The sequence below is a fragment of the Xanthomonas sp. DAR 34887 genome (assembly GCF_041245805.1).
Taxonomy (GTDB): domain Bacteria; phylum Pseudomonadota; class Gammaproteobacteria; order Xanthomonadales; family Xanthomonadaceae; genus Xanthomonas_A; species Xanthomonas_A tesorieronis.
On the sequence record NZ_CP162490.1, the window covers coordinates 1,332,341 to 1,354,165 of the forward strand.

The following is a 21,825-nucleotide window of genomic DNA, read 5'->3' on the forward strand; positions in this document are numbered from 1 at the left end:
GACTCAATCTGTATTACGTCGAGAGTTTAAGTACATCAAGCCCGTGATCTGCTCCGAGATCAATCCAATGAGAAATACGATCACCGACGCGCTGAACAGTAGGGTGCTCATGTTGGTGAAGCGGTGCATCGTCGCGAAGGTATAGCCGTAGTAGGCCAGGCCCAGGGCGAAGAACGCCATGGAAACGGGAACGAACAGCTTCAGCGGCGAATACAGCGTGGCGATCTTGAAGATGATCAGGAGGAAGCGGACGCCGTCCTTGAGCGGGCGGATGTGGCTGCCGCTGCCGATGCGCTTGGCGACCGGGATTGGGACGTAGGCCACCGGGTAGGCGCTGCGGAAGAAGGCCATGGTGCTGGTAGTGGGGTAGCTGAAGCCGTTCGGCAGCAGGTGCAGGAACTCGCGAAACCTGTCGGCGCGCACGGCACGAAAGCCGGAGGTGAGGTCCTTCACCTCGAAGCCGGTCATGCGGCTCGCCAGCCAGTTGTAGAAGCGGTTGGCGAGGCCGCGGTGCACGCTGGCCTGCCCGCTGCTGTCGCGCGCGCCGACGACCATGTCGTAGCCCTGGCCTAGGACGGCGAGCAGTTTCTGGATATCGCCCGGATCGTGTTGGCCGTCGGCGTCCATGAGCACGAGGATCTCGCCGCTGGCAGCCCGCGCGCCACGCTTGATCGCCGCGCCATTACCCATCGAGTAGGGACTGCCGATGACCCGTGCGCCCTGGTCGCGCGCCACCTGCGCGGTCGCGTCGGTGGAGCCGTCGTCGACCACGATGATCTCGGCGCCCGGCATTTCCTCGCGCAGCCGCGGCAAGGTGCGCGACAGCCCAGCTACTTCGTTCTTTGCCGGCAATATGATGCTGATCTTGTCCAAGCTCGACCCCTAGTTCCCCGTCCGCTATGGTAATCCCAGTCGCGGCCAGATACGTGGCGCACGCTGCCACCCGGTGGCTTGCTACCGTGAAGGCGGTGGTTCGGAATTTGCAGTATCTTTGGTTCGCAAGAACGGGGACTTTTCCATGAATGCAGCTGTCTCGGCCAACCTGGTTGGCATCACCGGCATCGCGCGCCGCCTGGTTCAGGATGGTGCGGTCGAAGAAGCGGTCGCGCGGACCGCCATGGCGCATGCCGCCGAGGCCAAGATCCCGCTGCCGCAATGGTTTTCGGAGAAGAAGCTGGTCACCGCGGCGCAGCTGGCCGCCGCCAATGCGGTCGAGTTCGGCATGCCGTTGCTGGATGTTTCGGTGTTCGATGCCAACCAGAACGCCATGAAGTTGGTCAGCGAGGAGTTGCTGCAGAAGCACCAGGTGCTGCCGCTGTTCAAGCGCGGCAACCGGCTGTTCGTGGGGGTCAGCAATCCGACCCAGACCCGGGCGCTGGACGACATCAAATTCCATACCAACCTGACGGTCGAGCCGATCCTGGTCGACGAGGACCAGATTCGGCGCACGCTGGAACAATGGCAGGCGAGCAACGATTCGCTCGGTAACGCGCTGGGCGGTGACGACGAAGGCATGGACAACCTCGAGGTCGGTGCCGGCGACGAGGACATGGGCGGCGGCGGCGATAGCGGTGTCGATGCGAAGAGCGACGATACGCCCGTGGTCAAGTTCGTGAACAAGGTGCTGGTGGATGCGATCCGCCGTGGCGCCTCGGACATCCATTTCGAGCCGTACGAGGACGATTACCGGGTGCGCCTGCGCATCGATGGCCTGCTCAAGAGCGTGGCCAAGGCGCCGGTCAAGCTCAACCAGCGCATCGCGGCGCGGTTGAAGGTGATGTCGCAACTGGACATCGCCGAGAAGCGGGTGCCGCAGGACGGGCGCATCAAGCTCAATCTGTCCAAGAGCAAGCAGATCGACTTCCGTGTCAGCACGCTGCCGACGCTGTTCGGCGAGAAGATCGTGCTGCGTATCCTCGACGGCAGTGCGGCCAAGCTGGGCATCGACAAGCTCGGTTACGAGCCGGAACAGCAGAAGCTCTTTTTGGACGCGATCCACAAGCCGTACGGCATGGTGCTGGTGACCGGCCCGACCGGTTCGGGCAAGACGGTGTCGCTGTACACCGCGCTGGGCATCCTCAACGACGATACCCGCAACATCTCCACCGCCGAAGATCCGGTGGAAATCCGCCTGCCCGGGGTCAACCAGGTACAGCAGAACAACAAGCGCGGCATGACCTTCGCCGCGGCGCTGCGTTCGTTCCTGCGCCAGGATCCGGACATCATCATGGTCGGCGAAATCCGCGATCTGGAAACCGCCGAGATCGCGATCAAGGCGGCGCAGACCGGCCACATGGTGCTGTCCACGCTGCACACCAACGATGCGCCGCAGACCATCGCGCGCCTGATGAACATGGGCATCGCGCCGTACAACATCACCAGTTCGGTGACGCTGGTGATCGCGCAGCGCCTGGCGCGGCGGCTGTGCAACAACTGCAAGCGCCCGACCCAGTTGCCGGACAATGCCTTGCTGGCCGAGGGCTTCACCGAGGCCGAGGTCGCCGCCGGCATCCAGCTGTACGAGGCGGTGGGCTGCGACGAGTGCACCGAAGGCTACAAGGGCCGCACCGGCATCTATCAGGTGATGCCGATGAACGACGAGATCGCGGCCATCGTCTTGCAGGGCGGCAACGCGATGGACATCGCCGATGCGGCGCAGAAGATCGGGGTCAAGGACCTGCGCCAGTCGGCGCTGCTCAAGGCGCGCGCGGGCATTACCAGTCTGGCCGAGATCAATCGCGTCACGAAGGATTGATTGAGCCGGGATTCGACATTCGGGATTGGGGATTCGTAAAGAGCCGGGCAGCGGCCCTCGTTTAAGCCTGTATCCGGCTTTTCTGTCTGGGCCGAATGAGGCGCAGGGCCGGGAAACGCATCGCTTTTACGAATCCCGAATCCCGACTCCCCAATCCCGGCGCCTCTACTCCATCCCCAACTTCTTGAGCTTGTAGCGCAGCGCGCGGAAGGTGATGCCCAGCTGCGCGGCGGTGCGGGTCTTGTTCCAGCGGTTCTCTTCCAGCGCCTTCTGGATCGCGGCGCGCTCGAGCTGCTCGATGTAGGAGGGCAGGGCGGAGGAGGTCGGGTCGATGTCGACCACGCCGGGCGGCAGCGCGGGAGCGGCTTCGGCGGCGGCGCGGGCGCTGTTGCCGGGCTGCGGCAGGTGCAGGTCGGCGGCGCTGATCTGGTCGTCTTCGGCCATCGCCAGGGCGCGCTCGAGGATGTTCTCCAGTTCGCGCACGTTGCCGGGGAAGGCATAGCGGTTCAGCGCGTCCAGCGCCGACGGCGACAGCAGGGGAGTGACCCGGCCATGGCTCTTCGCCAGCCGCGCCAGGATCGCCGCGGCCAGTTGCGGCAGGTCGCCGCCGCGGTCGCGCAGCGGCGGCACGCGCAGTTCGATCACGTTGATGCGGTAATACAGGTCGTGGCGGAAGCGGCCATCGGCGACCAGGTCGGCCAGGTCCTTGTGCGTGGCGGAGAGGATGCGCACGTCGGTCGGCACTTCGACCGAGGCGCCGACCGGGCGAACCGACTTCTCCTGGATCGCGCGCAGCAGCTTGACCTGCATCGGCAGCGGCAGCTCGGCGACTTCGTCCAGGAACAGGGTGCCGCCGTGCGCAGCCTGGAACAGGCCGGCCTGGTCCGCATGGGCGCCGGTGAAGCTGCCCTTCTTGTGGCCGAAGAACTCGCTTTCCATCAGTTCGGCCGGGATCGCGCCGCAGTTGACGGGGACGAACGGCCCGGCCGCGCGCGCGCCCTGCTCGTGGATGGTGCGCGCCACCAGCTCCTTGCCGACCCCGGACTCGCCGAGGATGTAGACCGGCGCCTGGCTGCGCGCGACCTTGGCGATGGTGGCGCGCAGCACGTCCATCGCCGCCGAGGCGCCGAGCAGGCGGCTGGCCTGTTCCGGCGGCGGTGCCGGCGGCGCGGCGCGTTCGCTGTTGTTGAGTTCCAGCGCGTGCTTGACCAGGCCGCGCAGCACGTGGATGTCCACCGGCTTGCTGACGAAGTCGAAGGCGCCGGCCTTCAACGCTTCCACCGCCAGGTCCATGCTGCCGAAGGCGGTGATCATCGCCACCGGCGTGCGCGGGTAGTGGCGGGCGATCTCGCTGACCAGTTCGATGCCGTTGCCGTCGGGCAGGCGCATGTCGGTGATGCACAGGTCGTAGGGATTGCTCGCCAGCAGTTCGCGCGCTTCGGCGAGGTTGGCGGCGGTGCTGATGCGCAGCCCCATCCTGCCCAGGGTCAGCACCAGCAGTTCGCGGATGTCGCGTTCGTCGTCGACGACCAGGGCGCTTCGGGTTTCGTTCATGTGCGGAAAAGATAGCCCAGGTGCGGGTGTAGCGCCAAATTATCGACGCGCCAGAGTCTTTGGTGACGTGCGTCTCAACCCGAGAGCATGGTGTGCGGACCAGGCAGGACCACGCGGAAGCACGCGCCGCCGGCCGGCACCGGGACGTATTCCAGGCGCGCCTGGTTGGCCCGGCACAGTTCGCGGGCGATATACAGGCCCAGCCCGGTGCCATGCTCGGAGGTGGTGAAGAACGGGCGGAACAGCTGGGCGGCGACCGCCTCGGGAATGCCGGGGCCGCGGTCCATGACATCGACGATGGCGTTGCGTTCCTGCATCGCCACGCGCAGCCGCACCCGCGCCGGTTCCTCCATCACCCGCCCGTATTTGAGCGCGTTGTGCACCAAGGCGCTGAGAATCTGGTGCAGATGCTTGGGATCGACCAGCGCGTGCACCGGCTGCGGGGCGAGGATGGCTTCCAGGCTGTCGGTCTCGATCGACAGGGTCTGCCGGTACTCCAGCACGAAGCGGCGCACGAACACGCCCAGATCCAGATTCTCCGGATTGGAGCGCTCGCGCCGGGCCAGCCCCAGCACGCTCTCGACGATGCCGTTGGTGCGCTGGCACTGCATATGGATGATCTGCAGCAGGCGACGGTCGGCGTCGCCGATCGCCGGCGACTCCTCGAGCAACTGCGAGGCGTAGCTGATCGCAGCCAGCGGGTTGCGGATCTCGTGCGCCAGGCTGGCCGAGAAGCGGCCCAGCGCCGACAGGGTCAGCGATTCGGCGCGCCGCGACACCACTGTCGCATCGTCCAGGAACACCAGGGTCAGGTCGCCCTCCATCAGCAGCCGGGCGAAGCGCGGCTGCACCTCGGGCTGGTCCGGCGACAGTTGCAGCGGGGTCTCTTCCTGGTTCCAGCCGTTGCGCCAGCGTTGCAGCCGCTTGCCCAGTTCCGGCGCGGCGCTGAGCAGGTCCAGGCGGCCGCTGGCGCTGTTGCCGTCGGCGTCGCCGAGCAGTGCCGAGGCGGCCTCGTTGGCCAGGGTGACGCGGTTCTGCGCGTCCACCACCAGCACCCCGGTGCGCATGCGGCGGATGATCAACTCGTTGATTTCGTAGAGATTGGCGACTTCGGCGCCGCGCCGGTCGGCCAACGTCTGGCTGCTGCGCGCGCGCTGCCCGATCTGGTAGCAGATGTAGGACACGGCCAGATAGCTGGTGGCGAACATCGCCAGTTCGGCCAGGCTGCGGGTGCTCTCGCCGCCGTCCAGCGAGGTCCACGCGTATTCCAGCACGGTCGCCGCCGCCGCGGTCAGGGCGACGCCGAAGCCGTAGCGCAGCCGCAGCAGCATCGCCGCGGCGGCCACGTTGAACAGCAGCATCATCGCGATGCCGGCGCTGGCCGCCGGCAGCGCATGCGCGGCCAGGGTGGCGGCGGCGATGTCGGCGGTCGCGCTGCAGGACACGATCAGGGTCAGGTGGCGTTCGTTGCGGCCCCACAGCAACAGCAGCAGTGCCACCAGCAGGTAGGCCCCGGCCAGCCCGATCGCCAGTTGCGGAAAGCGCGGCGCGCCGACCAGCACGCTCAACGGGCTGAACACCAGCGCGGCAATCAACCCGGCCACCAGGACCCGGTACAGCGCGAAGAAATACAGCTCGCGGCGCGGGATGGACTCGATGCGGTCGATGAGCGAGGCGCTTGTGGGCAAGCCGGACTCCAGCCAGGCGACGGACGGCGCGAGTATAGGCGTCGCGCCTGGGAATGCGATGGCAGGGCATGCCGGTGGCGGCCGCGGCACGGCCGAGGGCAGGCTGCGCGGTACCGTCCGAGCCGCGTCGCGACGGCGGCTCGCCGGCTCTGCAAGGCGGCCGGCGGGGGCGGCAGAACCGGCTTTTTTGCGCCGCCGGCCAGGGTCGGCCACAATATGCGGCCCGTCCGTACCGCTCCCGGCCGCCACTCAGGTCCGGATCGCTGCGGGACGGTCGTTCCTTTTCCCACGGTGACGCATGAATTTTCACGAATATCAGGCAAAACAACTGCTTGCCGAGTACGGCATCCCGGTCCCGGCCGGCAAGGTCGCGGCGACTCCGGAAGAAGCGGTTGAAGCCGCCAAGTCGCTTGGCGCTGGCCCTTGGATGGTCAAGGCGCAGATCCACGCAGGTGGCCGCGGCAAGGCCGGCGGCGTCAAGTTCTGCAAGACCACCGACGATGTGAAGGCCGTTGCCGAGAAGCTGCTCGGCACCAAGATGGCCACCTACCAGACCGCCGGCGTCGAGCTGCCGATCAACCTGGTGCTGGTGACCACCGCCGGCGAGATCGTCAAGGAGCTGTACCTGTCGGTGTTGGTCGACCGCGGCACCCGCACCATCAGCTACATCGCCTCCTCCGAGGGCGGCATGGAGATCGAACAGGTTGCCGCCGAGACCCCGGACAAGATCCACACGCTCAACGTCGACTTCGTCGAAGGCGTGCAGGGTTACCACGGCCGCGACATCGGCTTCAAGATGGGCCTGACCGCCAAGCAGGCGGGCCAGTTCGCCAGCATCATGGTCAACCTGTACCGCATCTTCAATGAGAAGGACCTGGCGCTGGTGGAGATCAATCCGCTGGCCATCCTGGACGACGGCAACCTCTACGCGCTGGACGGCAAGTTCAACAGCGACGACAACGCCAACTTCCGCCACAAGGAACTGGTCGCCATGCGCGACAAGTCCCAGGAAGACGAGACCGAAGTGACCGCTTCGGAGCTGGACATCAACTACGTCACCATGGACGGCAACATCGGTTGCATGGTCAATGGCGCCGGTCTGGCGATGGCGACCATGGACGTGATCAAGCTCAACGGCGGCGAGCCGGCGAACTTCCTCGACGTGGGCGGCGGTGCCAACAAGCAGCGCGTGATCGAGGCGTTCAAGCTGATCCTGTCCTCGGACAAGGTCGAAGGCATCTTCGTCAACATCTTCGGTGGCATCGTCCGCTGCGACATGATCGCCGAGGGCATCATCGCGGCGGTCAAGGAAGTGGGCGTCAAGGTTCCGGTCGTGGTGCGCCTGGAAGGCACCAACGTGGAAGAGGGCAAGCAGCTGCTGCGCGACAGCGGCATGGCCATCATCCCGGCCGACAACATCAACGACGGCGCCAAGAAGGTCGTTGAAGCTGTCAAGAACGCCGCCTGATCCACGACACCAAGGAACTCCAATGTCTGTCCTCATTAACAAGAACACCAAGGTGATCGTGCAGGGCTTCACCGGCCAGCAGGGCACCTTCCACGCTACCCAGATGATCGAGTACGGCACCCAAGTCGTCGGCGGTGTCACGCCGGGCAAGGGCGGCACCACCCACATCGACCTGCCGGTGTTCAACACCGTGGCCGATGCCGTGCAGAGCACGGGCGCCGATGCCTCGGTGATCTACGTGCCGCCGCCGTTCGCGGCCGACGCGATCCTGGAAGCGGCTGCGGCCGGCATCAAGGTCATCGTCTGCATCACCGAAGGCATCCCGGTGCTGGACATGCTGCGCGTCAAGAACGTGCTGACCCGTTCCTTCCCGGAAACTGTGCTGATCGGGCCGAACTGCCCCGGCGTGATCACCCCGGGCGAGTGCAAGATCGGCATCATGCCAGGCCACATCCACAAGCCGGGCAAGATCGGCATCGTCTCGCGTTCGGGCACGCTGACCTATGAAGCGGTCAAGCAGACCACCGAAGTCGGCCTGGGCCAGTCCACCTGCATCGGCATCGGCGGCGACCCGATCAACGGCCTGAACTTCGTCGACTGCCTCAAGCTGTTCAACGAGGATCCGCAGACCGAAGGCATCATCATGGTCGGCGAAATCGGCGGCGACGCCGAGGAAGCCGGTGCCGAGTACATCGCCAAGCATGTCAAGAAGCCGGTGGTCGGCTTCATCGCCGGCGCCTCGGCACCGGCCGGCAAGCGCATGGGCCACGCCGGTGCGATCGCCTCGGGCGGCAAGGGCACGGCCGAGGGCAAGTTCGCGGCGATGGAAGCGGCCGGGGTCAAGACCGTGCGTTCGCCGGGCGACCTGGGCGCGGCAATCGCCTCGCTGGTGAAGTAAGCGCAACAGCACGTGTAGTATCAAAAGGCCCGCCCAGTGCGGGCCTTTTGATGTTCAAAGGTTGCCGGGGAGGGCAGGGGTGAAGTTCCGTAACGGGATCGAAGGGCTGCGTGGCATCGCGGTGCTGATGGTGGTGCTTGCCCATGCCCGGCTTGCCTATCTGCCGGGCGGCTACGTGGGCGTCGACGTCTTCTTCGTCCTTTCCGGGTTCCTCATCACCGGCGTACTGCAGCGGGAGTTGCTGGCCACCGGCCGCATCGACATCCGTGCTTTCTACGCACGGCGGATGAGGCGCTTGCTTCCAGCTTTCAGCGTCATGCTGATCGCGAGTGCGGGACTTACGCTGTGGTTGTTGCCGAGGAGCACATGGGGCGCCCAGGCGGAGGCCGCACGCTGGGCCGCACTGTGGTCGTCGAATCTATTTTTCGCTGCGTCCGAATCCGGATATTTCGATCAAGGAGCGGAAGCCAATCTCTATCTGCACACTTGGTCGCTGAGTGCCGAGGAGCAGTTCTATCTGGTCTGGCCTGCCCTCATCGGCTTCGCATGGACGCTGGGGCGGCAGCGCGGTACCGCTGCTGCGGTGTGGGCGATGGTGGCGCTGGGCTTCGCAGCGACTGTCGCGATGACGGCGCTGCAGCCGTTGCATGCCTATTATCAGATGCCGTGTCGGTTGTGGCAGTTGGCGCTGGGGGCCGGCGTTCAAGTGTCGTTCGGCCAGGCCCGGCTTTCCCTGCGCGGGGTTCACGCTGCACGTGCCGTAGGCTGCTTGTTGCTCGCCGTGGCGGCGGTGTGGCTGGCGCCGGACCGCGTTTCGTATCCGGGCGCGTGGGCCTTGCTGCCGACGCTGGGTGCCGCGCTGCTGCTGCTGAGCGGGCCTGACCGGTGGCGGGATGTCTGGCTGGACACCAAGCCGTTGCGATTCTTTGGCCGCGTGTCGTACAGCTGGTATCTGTGGCACTGGCCGATCCTGGTACTGGCCTTCGCCCTGTTTGGCCGCACTGCGCCGGTCGGCGTCGCGGCAGCGACATTCTCGCTGCTTCCAGCGTGGCTCAGCTGGAAGTGGGTCGAGCAGCGCATCCGCTATATGGACCAAGGTGGTTCTGCGATCTGGCTGCTATCCGGATTGCTGATTTCCGCTGCGCTTGCCTACGCCGCGATGGGTTGGGAGCGAGCGGCGGTGGTTCCTAGTCCGGAGGGAACGCGGAGTCAGGTGTTGCTGGCAACCCTGGCTACGCCCGCGCTCTACCGTCAGCCTGGCTGCGACGAATGGTTCCACGCGGATCGCCTGGTGCCATGCACCCTCGTCCGTGCCCCCACCGCGAGCGCGCCGACGGTGGTGTTGGCGGGCGACAGCGTGGCGGCGCAATGGTCGAGTGCGCTCGAGCCCATTGCCAAGGCGCGCGGTTGGAACCTGGTGGTGTTGACCAAATCGTCGTGTCCGATGATCGACCATCCATTCGTCTATCCGCGGATCAATCGACGCTACGTGGAGTGCGAGCGCTGGCGGGACCGGGTTGTCGCGTATCTGCATCAGCAGCCGGTCGCGCTGCTGGTGTATGGATCTTCTGCCGCCTATGCGATCGACCCTGGTGACTGGGAGCGCGGCACGCGCCTCTTCCTGGACAGGATCGAAGGTACCGCGCAGCGCACCGTCCTGCTCGCACCGACGCCGCTGTTGCCATTCGACGCACCGCAGTGCGTGCAAGCGCATCCTGCGCAGAGCGGCCGGACGGCGCCGGAGTGCAGTGTGCCATTGCACCAGGTCAGCCCGGGCGCGGTGGTGGCAAGTCTCCAACGCGGGGTCGCCGGGCGGCCATTGGTTTGGTTGGTCGACCTGTCGCAGTCCATCTGTCCGGAGCAGACTTGTTCCGCCGAGCGTGATGGGTTGCTCCTGTATCGGGATGGTCAACATCTCAACGCGAACTATGTTCGGCGACTGGCGCCGGCGCTGCAGGCTGCCCTGGATCGATCCGCCGCTCGTTGAGCCCGCGCCGGCCTGTGCTGTGAGGAGCCTGCACTGCGTGGCCTGACGTCGCTCGCGCTTGGTATGTCGCGGAGCGCGGCCGCGGTCCGTGCGCCCTGTGCCCGAAAACTGCGCAATAAGCAGGATGTCCGACCGGACGCGCACCGTTCATCCCGGTATGACCGCCACTAATCACTCAGCGGGCTGTTTCCACCCCACGTCCGGCGTGGGAAGACGCCGCAACGCCGCACACTCGTCACTACATCAAAGCGAGGGCGGTACCAGTGGGCAGCAGATGGCAGGCAGCGATATGCGGTGCGGGACTGGCGCTCGGCGTCGGCGGGATCTGCGCGGCGGCGCCGGGCGACTGGTCCAGCTATGCCGGTGCGCCCGGCGGTGGCCAGCATTCGCCGCTGACCCAGATCACCCCGGACAACGTGGGACGGCTGCGCATCGCCTGGTCGTTCCGCACCGGCGAACTCGGCGCGGGCCTGCCCGATCCGGAACGGCGCCGCTTCGAGGCCAACCCGCTGGTGCTGGGCGGACGCATGTACCTGGTCACCGGCACCGGTATCGCGTTCGCGCTGGATGCGGCCAGCGGCCGCGAACTGTGGTCGTTCGACGCCAAGGTGTCGCGCGGCAAGCACTACAGCGATCCGGCCTCGCGCGGGGTGAGCTTCTGGCGCGACGCGCAGGCCGTGGACGGCGCGTGCCGCGAGCGCATCGTGTTCGGCACCCTGGACGCGCGGCTGATCGCGCTGGATGCGGCCGACGGCCGGCCCTGCGCCGGGTTCGGCAATGGCGGCACGATCGACCTGCACGCCGGAATCGACGTGCACGACAATGCCAGCGATGCCTGGGCCAACTATGCGGTGACCTCGCCACCGGTGGTGGCCGGCGATGTGCTGGTGGTGGGAAGTTCGATCGGCGACAACCGCGGGCATGCGCTGGAACAGGGTGTGGTGCGTGGCTACGACGCGCGCAGCGGCCGCGAGCTGTGGCGCTGGGATCCGGTGCCGCGCGATCCGGCCGCCGCGGCCGCGGCCGGCTGGCAGCCGGAGCAGGCCGCCACGGTCGGCGGCGGCAACGCCTGGGCGCCGCTGGCGGTGGATCCGGCGCTGGGGCTGGTGTACGTGCCGACCGGCTCGGCCAGTCCCGACTACTACGGCGGCGAGCGGCTCGGCGACAACCGCGATGCCAATTCGCTGGTGGCGCTGGACCTGCACAGCGGGCGCCGGGTGTGGGCGCAGCAACTGGTGCATCACGATCTGTGGGACTACGACCTGGCCTCGCAGCCGGTGCTGACGACGGTGCAGACCGCGCAGGGGCCGCGCGCGGCGGTGCTGCAGGCGACCAAGACCGGCTTCCTGTTCGCCTTCGACCGCCGCGACGGCAGCCCGGTGTTCCCGATCAGCGAGGTGCCGGTGCCGGCGACCGACGTGCCTGGCGAGCGCGTCTCGCCGACCCAGCCGATGCCCGAGCCGGCGTTGCGCCTGGCGCGGCATACGCCGCTGACCCCCGCCGATGCCTGGGGGGCGACGCCGGGCGCGCGCCGCGAATGCGCGGCGCTGATCGCCGGGCTGCGTTCGGAAGGCCTGTTCACCCCGCCCAGCGTGCGCGGCACGATCGCGCTGCCGGGCTGGGCCGGCGGAGTGAACTGGGGCGGCATCGCGGTGGACCCGCAGCGGCAGCTGGCGATCATGCCGGTGTCGGACCTGCCGATGCAGGTGGCGCTGATCCCGCGCGAACGCTTCAGCGAGGCCGAGCGCGCGCGCCATCCCGACCAGCAGTTCAACGACATGGAGGGCACGCCGTACTACATGCGCCGCGGCATGCTGGCCTCGTCCGGCGGTATTCCCTGCGTGAAGCCGCCGTGGGGGCGGTTGGTGGCGGTGGACCTGCGAACGCGCAAGATCGCCTGGGAGCGTCCGCTCGGCACGCTGGAAGAGAAGCTGCCGTGGCTGCCGCTGGACGTGGGCACGCCGCTGCTCGGCGGCGCGGTGACCACCGCCAGCGGCCTGACCTTCATCGCCGCGGCCGCCGATTCGCGCCTGCGCGCGCTCGACAGCGCCACCGGCAAGACCTTGTGGGATGCCAAATTGCCGGCCGGCGGCCAGGCCACGCCGTCGGTCTATGCGGTGGACGGCAAGCAGTACGTGGTGATCGCCGCAGGCGGCCGCGAGGGCATGGGCACGATGGGCGATTACGTGGTCGCCTACACGCTCGATGGCGAGGGCAAGGACGTGGTGTTCCAGCACGGCGTGGCCGCGCGCATGGCGACCCTGGGCACCGTCGCGCTGGCCCTGCTCACGGCCGCGGTGGCGCTGTGGCGGCGCTGGCGCCGGCGGCGTCGTGCGCGGTTTGGCGGTCGCGGCAACGGATGAGGCGACGCGCGACATGTCGCTCCGTGGAGCGACCTACAGTCGCGATGCGAGGTCTGTCGGCGACCGGCTTCTGCGCCAGTCGGGGCTGAAGGGCACCTCTAATAACTCCATTCCGGAAGCTGCACGCTGCCCGTGGCGATGGCGTGTTCCTTTTTTCTGTCGCGGCTGAAGCCGCTTCTACACATGCGCGCTTTGCCCTTGTAGGAGCGGCTTCAGCCGCGACAGGAGGACGAAGTGGCCGTGATGCCAAGGCGTTCATGAAAAACGCGGCCGCAATGCCACGGTCTACCGCAATGCGCCTTTGCCACTCCATGGCATCTGGAACGTATCGATACCCGAACCTGGGGGCTGGGCGTGTCGGCGTCTCGCACGTGCATCGACATGCTTTTGGGGTTATTAGAGGTGCCCTGAAGTCCCTCCCACAATGCACGCGGCCGGCACACGGCCTGCCGCTCCTTGTAGGAGCGGCTTCAGCCGCGACGCGGAGTCTGTCAGTCGCTGGCTTCGGAGCCAGTCGGTGAAGTTCCTCCCACAGCGCACCCGGCCGGCACTCGGCACGCGGCTTCTTGTGGGAGCGACTTCAGTCGCGACGCGCAGTCCGTCAGCGGCTCGCTTCGGAGCAGGGACCGAGTTGTCCCCCAGTGCACACAGCCGGTTCCAGCCACAGCGTGAGGTGGACGATCGGATCGCCGGCCGCGGTGCGGCGCTACACTGCGCATGCCGCTGTGCGCATCTCGGCTCCGCTGTTGCTGGCGCCGCGCCGCGGATGGCCGGCATCGGCGCGGCCGCCGCGCTTTCCCCCTCCCGCTTCCGCAAGGTTGTCCATGTCTTCTTCCCTTCGCATCGCCATGGCCCAGTTCGATTTTCCGGTCGGCGCCGTGGCCCAGAACACCGATCGCATCATCGCGATGATCGACGAGGCGCGCGACGAGTACGGCGCCGACATCGTGTTGTTCCCGGAGCTGGCGGTCAGCGGCTATCCGCCGGAAGACCTGCTGCTGCGGCCCGGCTTCCTCGCCGATTGCGAGCTGGCGGTGCAGCGCATCGCGGTGCGCGTGCACGGCATCGTCGCGGTGGTCGGCTGGCCGCAGAGCGCCGGCAGCGTGGTCTACAACGCGGCCAGCGTGCTGCGCGGCGGGCGGATCGAAACCACTTACCGCAAGCGCGAGCTGCCCAACTACGCGGTGTTCGACGAGCGCCGCTATTTCGATGTCGATCCGGACGGCGGCAGCTGCGTGTTCGAGGTCAAGGGCACCCAGGTCGGCCTGGTGATCTGCGAGGACCTGTGGTTCCCCGAGCCGTTGGCCGATACCGCGCGCCATGGCGCCGAACTGGTGCTGGTGCCCAACGCCTCGCCCTACGAACGCGGCAAGCACGCGCAGCGCGACGCGCTGCTGGCCGAGCGCACCCGCGAGACCGGCGTGGCGCTGGCCTATCTCAACGTCGTCGGTGGCCAGGATGCGCTGGTATTCGACGGCGCCTCGGTGGTCGCCGACGGCGACGGCAGCGTGCATCCGGCCGCGGCGGCGTTCACCGATCAATGGCTGGTGGTGGACTACGCGACGCAGACGCGTGCGTTTACCCCGTTGCGCTGGATCGACGACGGCGACGAGAGCATGGACGCGCTGGCCTGGCGCGCGGTGGTGCGCGGGCTGCGCGACTACTGCGGCAAGAACCGCTTTTCCAAGGTGTGGCTGGGCCTGTCCGGCGGCATCGATTCGGCGCTGGTGCTGGCGATGGCGGTGGATGCGCTGGGCGCGGACAACGTCACCGCGGTGCGGCTGCCGTCGCGCTACACGGCCGACATGTCCAACGATCTGGCCGACGAGCAATGCCGCGCGCTGGGCGTGAAACTGGAGACCGTGGCGATCGAGCCGGCATTCGAGGGCTTGTTGAAAGCGCTAGGCCCGTTGTTCGCAGGCACCCAGCCCGATGTCACCGAAGAGAACCTGCAGTCGCGCAGCCGCGGCGTGATCCTGATGGCCTTGGCCAACAAGTTCGGCGGGCTGCTGCTGACCACCGGCAACAAGAGCGAGTACGCGGTCGGCTACGCCACCATCTATGGCGACATGTGCGGCGGCTATGCGCCGCTGAAGGATCTGTACAAGACCGAGGTGTTCGGCCTGGCGAAGTGGCGCAACACGGTCGGCGGCGCGCCGGTCATCCCGCCGGCGGTGATCGCGCGGCCGCCGTCGGCGGAACTGCGCGCCAACCAGACCGACCAGGATTCGCTACCGCCTTACGACGTGCTCGACGGCATCCTTTACCGCTACGTGGACCAGGAGGAATCGCGCGACGAGATCGTCGCCGCCGGCTACGCCGCGGAGGTGGTCGATCATGTGGTGCGGCTGGTGCGCATCACCGAATGGAAGCGGCATCAGGCCGCGCCGGGGCCGAAGGTGTCGCGGCGCGCGTTCGGGCGCGAGCGGCGTTATCCGATCACCAACGGGTATCAGGCCTAGCCAGGGCTGCGCCGCGGTTGCGCGGCGTTTCGTGGTGGGTGTGGATCGGCTGCGTTGAGTGTCTTCGCGGCTGAAGCCGCTCCTACAGGGGCGGCAGGGCAGGGGGCGGCCGGTCAACGCGTCTGCCTCGGTAGCCCGCCAGGCGACGCGCTTGCCAATCCCAAATCCCGATTCCCCAATTCCGGCTCTTCAAACCGCCTGCAGCAAGCGCAGCCCGAACGCATCGCCTTGCGCGTTCCAACCGTGGCTGACTCGCAGCCCGGCGGCGGCGGCCATCTCGCCGAAGCTCTGGTCGGTGTACTTGTGGCTGTATTCCACTTGCATGGCCTCGCCGGCCGCGAAGTCGAAGCGGTGTCCGGCCACGTGCACCTGTTGCGCGCGTTGGCTGACCAGGAAGGTTTCGATGCGCTGGCGCTCGCGCGCATACACTGCGCGGTGGCGGAACTGCGCCAGGTCAAAATCGCTGCCGATCTCGCGGTTGAGGCGGCGCAGCAGGTTCAAGGTGAACTCGGCGGTGACGCCGGCCGCGTCGTTGTAGGCTGCTTCCAGCACCGCAGGGTCCTTGTCCAGATCGATGCCGATCAGCGCACAGCCGTCGTGGCGCATGGTTTCGCGCATCGAACGCAGCAGCTTGATGCCGTCTTCGCGGGTGAAGTTGCCCAGCGTGGAGCCGGGGAAGAACACCAGGGTGCGGCGCGCGCCGCGCTGTGGCGCCGGCAGCGCCACCGGCGCGGTGAAATCGGCGCAGACCGGCAGCATCTGGATGCGCGGGAAGCGCTCGGCCAGGCGCGCGGTGCTGGACATCAGCATGTCGCGCGAAATCTCGATCGGCGTGTAGGCCACCGGCTCGCGCAGGCCTTCCAGCAGCAATTCGGTCTTGCGTCCGCTGCCGCTGCCCAGTTCCACCACATGCGCACCGAGGCCCACCGCCTGTGCGATCGACGGCATCCGCGCTTCCAGCAACTCCAGCTCGGTGCGGGTCAGGTAGTACTCGGGCTGGCGGGTGATCGCTTCGAACAGGCGCGAGCCTTCGGCGTCGTAGAAATATTTCGACGGCAGTTGCTTGGGGCTGCGCGACAGCCCGGCGATCGCGTCGGCGGCGATGTCGTCGGGTTGCGGATGCAGGTCGGTGAGCGCGGCTTCGGTCAGTGCGCGGGCGGTCGCGGCGTTCATGCGGGGTCCTTGGCCAGGCGTACGCCGGCGAATTGCCAGCGCGCATCGGAGGGGAAAAAGTTGCGGTAGCTGGCGCGGATATGGTCGTGCGGCGTCGCGCAGCTGCCGCCGCGCAAAACCCACTGCGCGTTCATGAACTTGCCGTTGTATTCGCCCAGCGCGCCCGACCACGGGCGGAAGCCGGGGTAGGCCAGGTAGGCGCTGCCGGTCCATTCCCAGACATCGCCGAACAACTGCTGCAGGCCGGCCTCGCCCTGCGCGGCGGACTGCGGGTGCAGCGCATCGGCATCGACGAAATTGCCTTCGATGGCCACGCCGGTGGCGGCCTGTTCCCATTCGGCTTCGGTCGGCAGCCGGGCGCCGGCCCAGCGCGCGTAGGCGTCGGCTTCGAACAGGCTGATGTGGCACACCGGCGCATGCGGATCGCGCTCGCGCCAGCCGCCCAGGGTGAACTCGCGCACGCCGTCGGCATGCCAGTACAGCGGCCGCTGCCAATCCTCGGCGTTGCGCCGCGCCCAGCCATCGCTGAGCCACAGGGCGACGTTGCGGTAGCCGCCGTCGGCGATGAACTGCGCGTACTCGGCGTTGCTCACCGGTCGGCTGGCCAGCGCATGCGCCGGCACCAGCACGCGGTGCCGCGGCGACTCGTTGTCGTAGGCGAAGGCCGCGTGCGCCGGCCAGCCGGGGGCGCCGATCTCGCACACCTGTTCGTCGCGCTGGATCCAGCGCAGCGTCCTGGCCGGCGCTTGCGCCATGGCCAGATCGTCGCGATAGGCCGGGGTCAGCGGGTTGCTCCAGAACGCGTGCTTGATGTCGGTCAGCAGCAGTTCCTGGTGCTGCTGTTCGTGGTGCAGGCCCAGTTCCAGCACCTGCAGCGTCTGGTCCGACAGGTCGCCGGCCTGCAGTCGTGCCAGTACGCGCGCCTCGACCTCGGCGCGGTAGCCGCGCACCTGCGCCATGGACGGGCGCGACAGCACGCCGCGGCGCGGCCGCGCATGCATCGGGCCGACGCTCTGGTAGTAGCTGTTGAACAGGTAGTCCCACTGCGGATCGATCGCGCGGTAGCCGGTGTCGGCGGCCAGCACGAAGCGTTCGAAGAACCAGGTGGTATGCGCCAGATGCCATTTCGCCGGACTGGCATCGTCCATGCTCTGCACCATCGCGTCTTCCTCGCTCAGCGGCGCGGCGAGCGCGTTGGTGCGCTGGCGCACGCTGCGAAATCGCGTCGCCAGCGGCACGCTGGACGCTGCGGGCGAGGGGGATGCCGCCAGAGGGGTCGCTTGCATCGGCCAAGCTTAGGGGAAGACCGTGAACATGCCGTCATGCGTGGTGGAACGTCGCGTTACGCTAATGCCTGTTCATGCGATGGGAGCCTCCCCTCTCCGATCGCGCCATCAGGCCCGTCCCCACATGTCCACCCCAGACCCGTCCCACGCATTCATGTCCGCATCCGCGGCCGGCGCCGCCGCGCCGGCCGGCGTGTTCGACCTCACCGAGGCGGCGCAGGCCTTTGTTCTCCCCGAGGAAGTGCGCTACCTGGATACCGCCAGCAAAGGCCCGCGGCTGGCCAGTGTGCTGGCTGCCGGACAGGCGGCGCTGGCCGATTCGATCGCGCCGTGGACGCTGTCCTTCGATGCCTGGCGCGCGCAGATCGAGACCCTGCGCGGCCTGGCCGCCGCCACGCTGTTCGAAGGCGACGTGGACGGCGTGGCGATGTTGCCCTCGGCCGCCTACGGTCTGGCCACCGCGGCGCGGCAATTGCCGCTGGCGGCCGGCGAGGCGGTGTTGCTGCTCGACGGCCAGTTCCCGTCGAACCTGTTGCTGTGGCAGCAGCGCTGCGCCGAGACCGGGGCGCATCTGGCAGTAGTGCGGCGCGGCGAGCACCAGGACTGGACCGACGCGGTGCTGGCGGCCCTGGACGCGGAGCCGCGGGTGCGGATCGCCAGCCTGCCCAATGCCTACTGGCGCGACGGCGCGCTGCTGGACCTGGATCGCATCGCCGCGCGCGTGCATGCGGCGGGCGCGGCGCTGGTGCTGGACCTGAGCCAGAGCCTGGGCGTGCTGCCGGCGCGGCTGGCGGCGTGGCGGCCGGACTTCGTGGTGGCGGTGGGGCACAAGTGGCTGCTCGGACCGATGGGGCTGGCCTGGCTATGGGCGGCGCCGCACTGGCGCGCGCATGGCGTGCCGATCGAACACCATTGGCAGGCCCGCGATTCCGGCGCCGACTGGCACTTCCCGGTCGAGGCGCCGCCGCCGTTCCGCACCGGCGCGCGCCGCTTCGATGCCGGCGGCGTGACCGAACCGCTGCGGCTGGCGATGGCCAGCGCGGCGCTGCAGCAGCTGCAGCACTGGCAGCCGGCGCGGATCGCGGCGCGGCTGGGCGCGCTCGGTGCAGCGTTCGAGGACGAATTGCAGGCGCAGGGCGCCGGCGACTGGACGGTGCCCGGGCACGCGCCGCACCTCGGCGCGCTGCGCCCGCCTGCCGCGGCGATGCAGGCCTTGCTGCCGTGGCTGCAGCGCGCGAAGGTGATCTGCACGCATCGCCACGGTGCATTGCGCATCGCGCCGTATCTGCAGCTGACGCCAGAGGCGATGCGTGGGTTGGGGCGCGAGATGGTCGCTGCGGCGCGCGGGTGAGCGCTGGCTTGGAGCGTTCCTGGACGCCCTTCCAGCTGGCTTGCGGGGTGCACTGCAGGAAGGGCTTCAGCCCCGACACCGTTCGATTACGCTGACTCCGCCGCTTCGTTCGTCGCGACTGAAGTCGCTCCCACAAGGGACTCGCGGCCACTCGCTGGGGGCACTGTAGGAGCGGCTTCAGCCGCGACAGACACACAAAACCGCCAAGATTTCTGACTTCGTTCGTCGCGACTGAAGTCGCTCCCACAAGGGACTCGCGGCCACTCGCTGGGGGCACTGTAGGAGCGGCTTCAGCCGCGACAGACGAACAAGGTTGCCAAGATTCTCGACTTCACAGCGGTTTGCGGGACGCCCGCCGGGTGCACTGTGGAAGGACTTCAGCCCGGACGCTTTCCGCTGGCGTCGCCTATACCGCTTCGTTCGTCGCGGCTGAAGCCGCTCCTACAGGAATTTGCGGCGAACCGGGTGAGTGCACTGTGGGGAGGGACTTCAGTCCCGACGGGTTCCGAAGCCGATCGCTGACCAGCGCCACGGGGCGATCGATGGGCTGCGCGACGATCGCTTTCGCTGTCGCGCCGATGAGCGCCGCCTGGACACGCAGGCATCAGCGCCGCGCCGCCAGGCGCAGGCCGCGCGGGGTCAGCCAGCGCTCCAGGCCCTCGAACACCGCCTGCACCAGCAGCGCCAGCGCGGCCGCCGGCACCGCGCCTTCCAGGATCAGGCCGATGTCGTCCAGGCGGATGCCGGTGAGGATCGGCTGGCCGTAGCCGCCGGCACCGATCAGCGCGCCCAATGTGGCGGTGCCGACATTGATCACCGCCGCGGTCTTGATCCCGGCCAGGATGGTGCGCAAGGCCAGCGGCAACTCGATCCGCCACAGCCGCGTGCCCGGCGGCAGGCCGATCGCCGCAGCGGTCTCGCGCAGTTCGCGGGCGATGCCGGTCAGGCCCGCATGGGTGTTGCGCACGATCGGCAGCAGGCTGTACAGGAACAGCGCGGCGATCGCCGGCTTGGCGCCGATGCCGAACAGCGGAATCATGAACACGAACACCGCCAGCGACGGCAGCGTCTGCAGCACCCCGGTCAGCGACAGCACCACCTGGCCGAGCCGCGGCCGATGCGCTGCCACGATGCCCAGCGGCAGCGCCACCAGCAGGGCAAGGCCCAGCGACAGGCCGACCAGCGCCAGGTGTTCGCGGGTGCGTTGCAGCAGGCGCGTCGGCCGGGTGTCCTGCGCCGGTGCGGCGACGCCCAGCCACTGCGCGGCGATCGCGCTTTCGGCGCGCTTGTCCAGCTTCGCCTCGGCATTGAGCCGCTGCATCGTCGCCGCGTCGATGCGTCCACCCAGGCCTTCCAGCGCCTGCACGAACCGCGGCGCGCGCTGCGCCAGGTCGCCGCGGTACAGGAACACCGCGGCGTAGCGCGGAAAGTAGCGGCGGTCGTCCTGCAGCACCAGCAGGTCGTGGGCCGGGATCTCGGCGTCGGTGCTGTACAGGTCGGTGATGTCGATCGCGCCGCTGTCCAGCGCGCGGTAGGCCAGGTCGTGGTCCAACCCGGTCGGCGTCTGCGGCAGCCCGTAGGCATCGCGCACCCCGGGCCAACCGTCGGCGCGCGATACGAACTCGTTGCTGAGTCCGAGCTTCAGCGACGGATGCGCGGCCAGGTCGGAGATGCGGGCGATGCCCAGCGCCTGCGCGCGCTGCCGGCGCATGCCGAACGCATAGGTGTTGTCGAAGCCCAGCGGCGCGCTCATCGCCAGGCCGCGCTGCGCCAGGGCCCGGCGCAGCGCGGCATCGTCAGCATCGGGCAGGTGCAGCAATTCGGTCGCCAGGGTGCCGGTGTATTCGGCGTAGGCGTCGATCGATCCCTGCTCCAGTGCGCGCCACAGGATTCGGGTGCCGCCGAGTTGGCGGCGGTGTTCGACGTCCACGCCGGCCTGGCGCCCGGCGCCGGCGGCGATCTCGCCCAGCACCACCGCCTCGGTGAAGTTCTTCGAGCCCACCACCACCTTCTCCGGCGCTGCCGCGGCGCCGCAGGCGGGCAGGACGAGCGCCGCCGCGAGCACCAACCGTGCCGCCGCGCGGCGCCGCAGCCAGGCCCTCACCGCGCATCCTCCAGCGTGCGCTGCGCGTGCAGGAACTGGCCGACGAACGGTTCCGCGGGCGCGTCCAGCAGCTCGCGCACGCTGCCTTCCTGCACGATGCGGCCGTTGCGCATCAGCACCAGGGTGTCGCCCAGGTAGGCGGCCTCGGCGACGTCGTGGGTCACCAGCACCACGGTCTTGCCGAGCAGCGCGAACAGTTCGCGCATCTGCGTCTGCAGTTCGTGGCGCACGATCGGATCGAGCGCGCCCAGCGGTTCGTCCAGCAGCAGCACCGGCGGGTCCAGCAGCAGCGCGCGGATCAGGCCGACGCGCTGGCGCTGGCCGCCGGACAGTTCGGCCGGATAACGCGCCAGCAAGGCCTCGGGCAGGCGGCACAGCGCGGCCAGTTCGCGCAGGCGCGCGTCGATCCGCGGTCGCGCCCAGCCCAGCGTCCGGGCGAGCAGGGCGGCGTTGTCGCGCGCACTCAGATGCGGGAACAGCCCGCCTTCCTGGATCACGTAGCCGATGCGGCGGCGCTGCGCCAACAAGGTGTCCCGGCGCAGCGGTTCGCCCTGGAAGCGGACCTCGCCGGCGTCCGGCCATTCCAGCCCGAGCAGCATGCGCAGCGCGCTGGACTTGCCGGCGCCGCTGGGGCCGATCAGCGCGGTGGTGCGACCGGCGGCGATGCGCAGATCGACCCGGTCCAGCGCAAGTGCGTCGCTATAGCGGCGGGTGACCCGATGCAGTTCGAACATGC

14 protein-coding genes are annotated in these 21,825 nt (G+C 68.4%); 7 read left to right on the top strand and 7 right to left on the bottom strand.

The window, feature by feature from the left end:
- Positions 1-3 precede the first annotated feature (3 nt).
- A complete protein-coding gene (locus AB3X08_RS05700) occupies positions 4-873 on the bottom strand; it encodes a glycosyltransferase family 2 protein (protein WP_369936838.1) in 870 nt (289 codons plus the stop codon).
- 145 nt (positions 874-1,018) lie between these two features.
- Between AB3X08_RS05700 and pilB the strand changes: the two genes are divergently transcribed.
- The gene (gene pilB, locus AB3X08_RS05705) at positions 1,019-2,755 is read left to right on the top strand and encodes a type IV-A pilus assembly ATPase PilB (RefSeq protein ID WP_369936839.1); all 1,737 of its coding nucleotides are present in this window, start codon (positions 1,019-1,021) and stop codon (positions 2,753-2,755) included.
- A gap of 165 nt (positions 2,756-2,920) precedes the next feature.
- Here pilB and AB3X08_RS05710 read toward each other — a convergent pair whose 3' ends face one another.
- Positions 2,921-4,309 (bottom strand): sigma-54-dependent transcriptional regulator, encoded by a 1,389-nt coding sequence (locus tag AB3X08_RS05710; RefSeq protein WP_369936840.1) that lies wholly within the window; start codon positions 4,307-4,309, stop codon positions 2,921-2,923.
- Between the two features lie 74 nt (positions 4,310-4,383).
- The gene (locus tag AB3X08_RS05715) at positions 4,384-5,997 is read right to left on the bottom strand and encodes a sensor histidine kinase (protein ID WP_369936841.1); all 1,614 of its coding nucleotides are present in this window, start codon (positions 5,995-5,997) and stop codon (positions 4,384-4,386) included.
- A gap of 298 nt (positions 5,998-6,295) precedes the next feature.
- Between AB3X08_RS05715 and sucC the strand changes: the two genes are divergently transcribed.
- The 5 genes from sucC (at position 6,296) to AB3X08_RS05740 (ending at position 15,175) form a co-directional block, all read left to right on the top strand.
- A complete protein-coding gene (sucC, locus tag AB3X08_RS05720; RefSeq protein WP_010342227.1) occupies positions 6,296-7,465 on the top strand; it encodes an ADP-forming succinate--CoA ligase subunit beta in 1,170 nt (389 codons plus the stop codon).
- Between the two features lie 22 nt (positions 7,466-7,487).
- Entirely contained in the window at positions 7,488-8,363 is an 876-nt protein-coding gene (gene sucD / locus AB3X08_RS05725) for a succinate--CoA ligase subunit alpha (RefSeq protein WP_026144653.1), read from the top strand.
- A gap of 79 nt (positions 8,364-8,442) precedes the next feature.
- Complete coding sequence (locus tag AB3X08_RS05730) at positions 8,443-10,350, top strand: acyltransferase family protein (protein ID WP_369936842.1); 1,908 nt, start codon at positions 8,443-8,445, stop codon at positions 10,348-10,350.
- Positions 10,351-10,613: 263 nt separating this feature from the next.
- Entirely contained in the window at positions 10,614-12,713 is a 2,100-nt protein-coding gene (locus AB3X08_RS05735) for a pyrroloquinoline quinone-dependent dehydrogenase (protein WP_369936843.1), read from the top strand.
- A gap of 824 nt (positions 12,714-13,537) precedes the next feature.
- Complete coding sequence (locus tag AB3X08_RS05740) at positions 13,538-15,175, top strand: NAD+ synthase (RefSeq protein WP_369936844.1); 1,638 nt, start codon at positions 13,538-13,540, stop codon at positions 15,173-15,175.
- Positions 15,176-15,364: 189 nt separating this feature from the next.
- On the opposite strand, the gene egtD is transcribed toward AB3X08_RS05740, so the two are convergent.
- Together egtD and egtB are read right to left on the bottom strand one after the other, a co-directional pair.
- Complete coding sequence (gene egtD / locus AB3X08_RS05745) at positions 15,365-16,348, bottom strand: L-histidine N(alpha)-methyltransferase (RefSeq protein ID WP_369936845.1); 984 nt, start codon at positions 16,346-16,348, stop codon at positions 15,365-15,367.
- Entirely contained in the window at positions 16,345-17,634 is a 1,290-nt protein-coding gene (gene egtB / locus AB3X08_RS05750) for an ergothioneine biosynthesis protein EgtB (protein WP_369936846.1), read from the bottom strand. Before egtB ends, egtD begins: the two co-directional genes overlap by 4 nt.
- Before the next feature lie 154 nt (positions 17,635-17,788).
- Between egtB and AB3X08_RS05755 the strand changes: the two genes are divergently transcribed.
- Complete coding sequence (locus tag AB3X08_RS05755; RefSeq protein WP_369936847.1) at positions 17,789-18,985, top strand: aminotransferase class V-fold PLP-dependent enzyme; 1,197 nt, start codon at positions 17,789-17,791, stop codon at positions 18,983-18,985.
- A gap of 604 nt (positions 18,986-19,589) precedes the next feature.
- Here AB3X08_RS05755 and AB3X08_RS05760 read toward each other — a convergent pair.
- Positions 19,590-21,077, bottom strand: a complete 1,488-nt coding sequence (locus tag AB3X08_RS05760) for a glycine betaine ABC transporter substrate-binding protein (RefSeq protein ID WP_369938443.1) — start codon at positions 21,075-21,077, stop codon at positions 19,590-19,592.
- Positions 21,078-21,085: 8 nt separating this feature from the next.
- Positions 21,086-21,823, bottom strand: coding sequence for an ATP-binding cassette domain-containing protein (locus AB3X08_RS05765; RefSeq protein WP_369936848.1), 738 nt, complete (start codon positions 21,821-21,823; stop codon positions 21,086-21,088).
- Between the last annotated feature and the right edge of the window lie 2 nt (positions 21,824-21,825).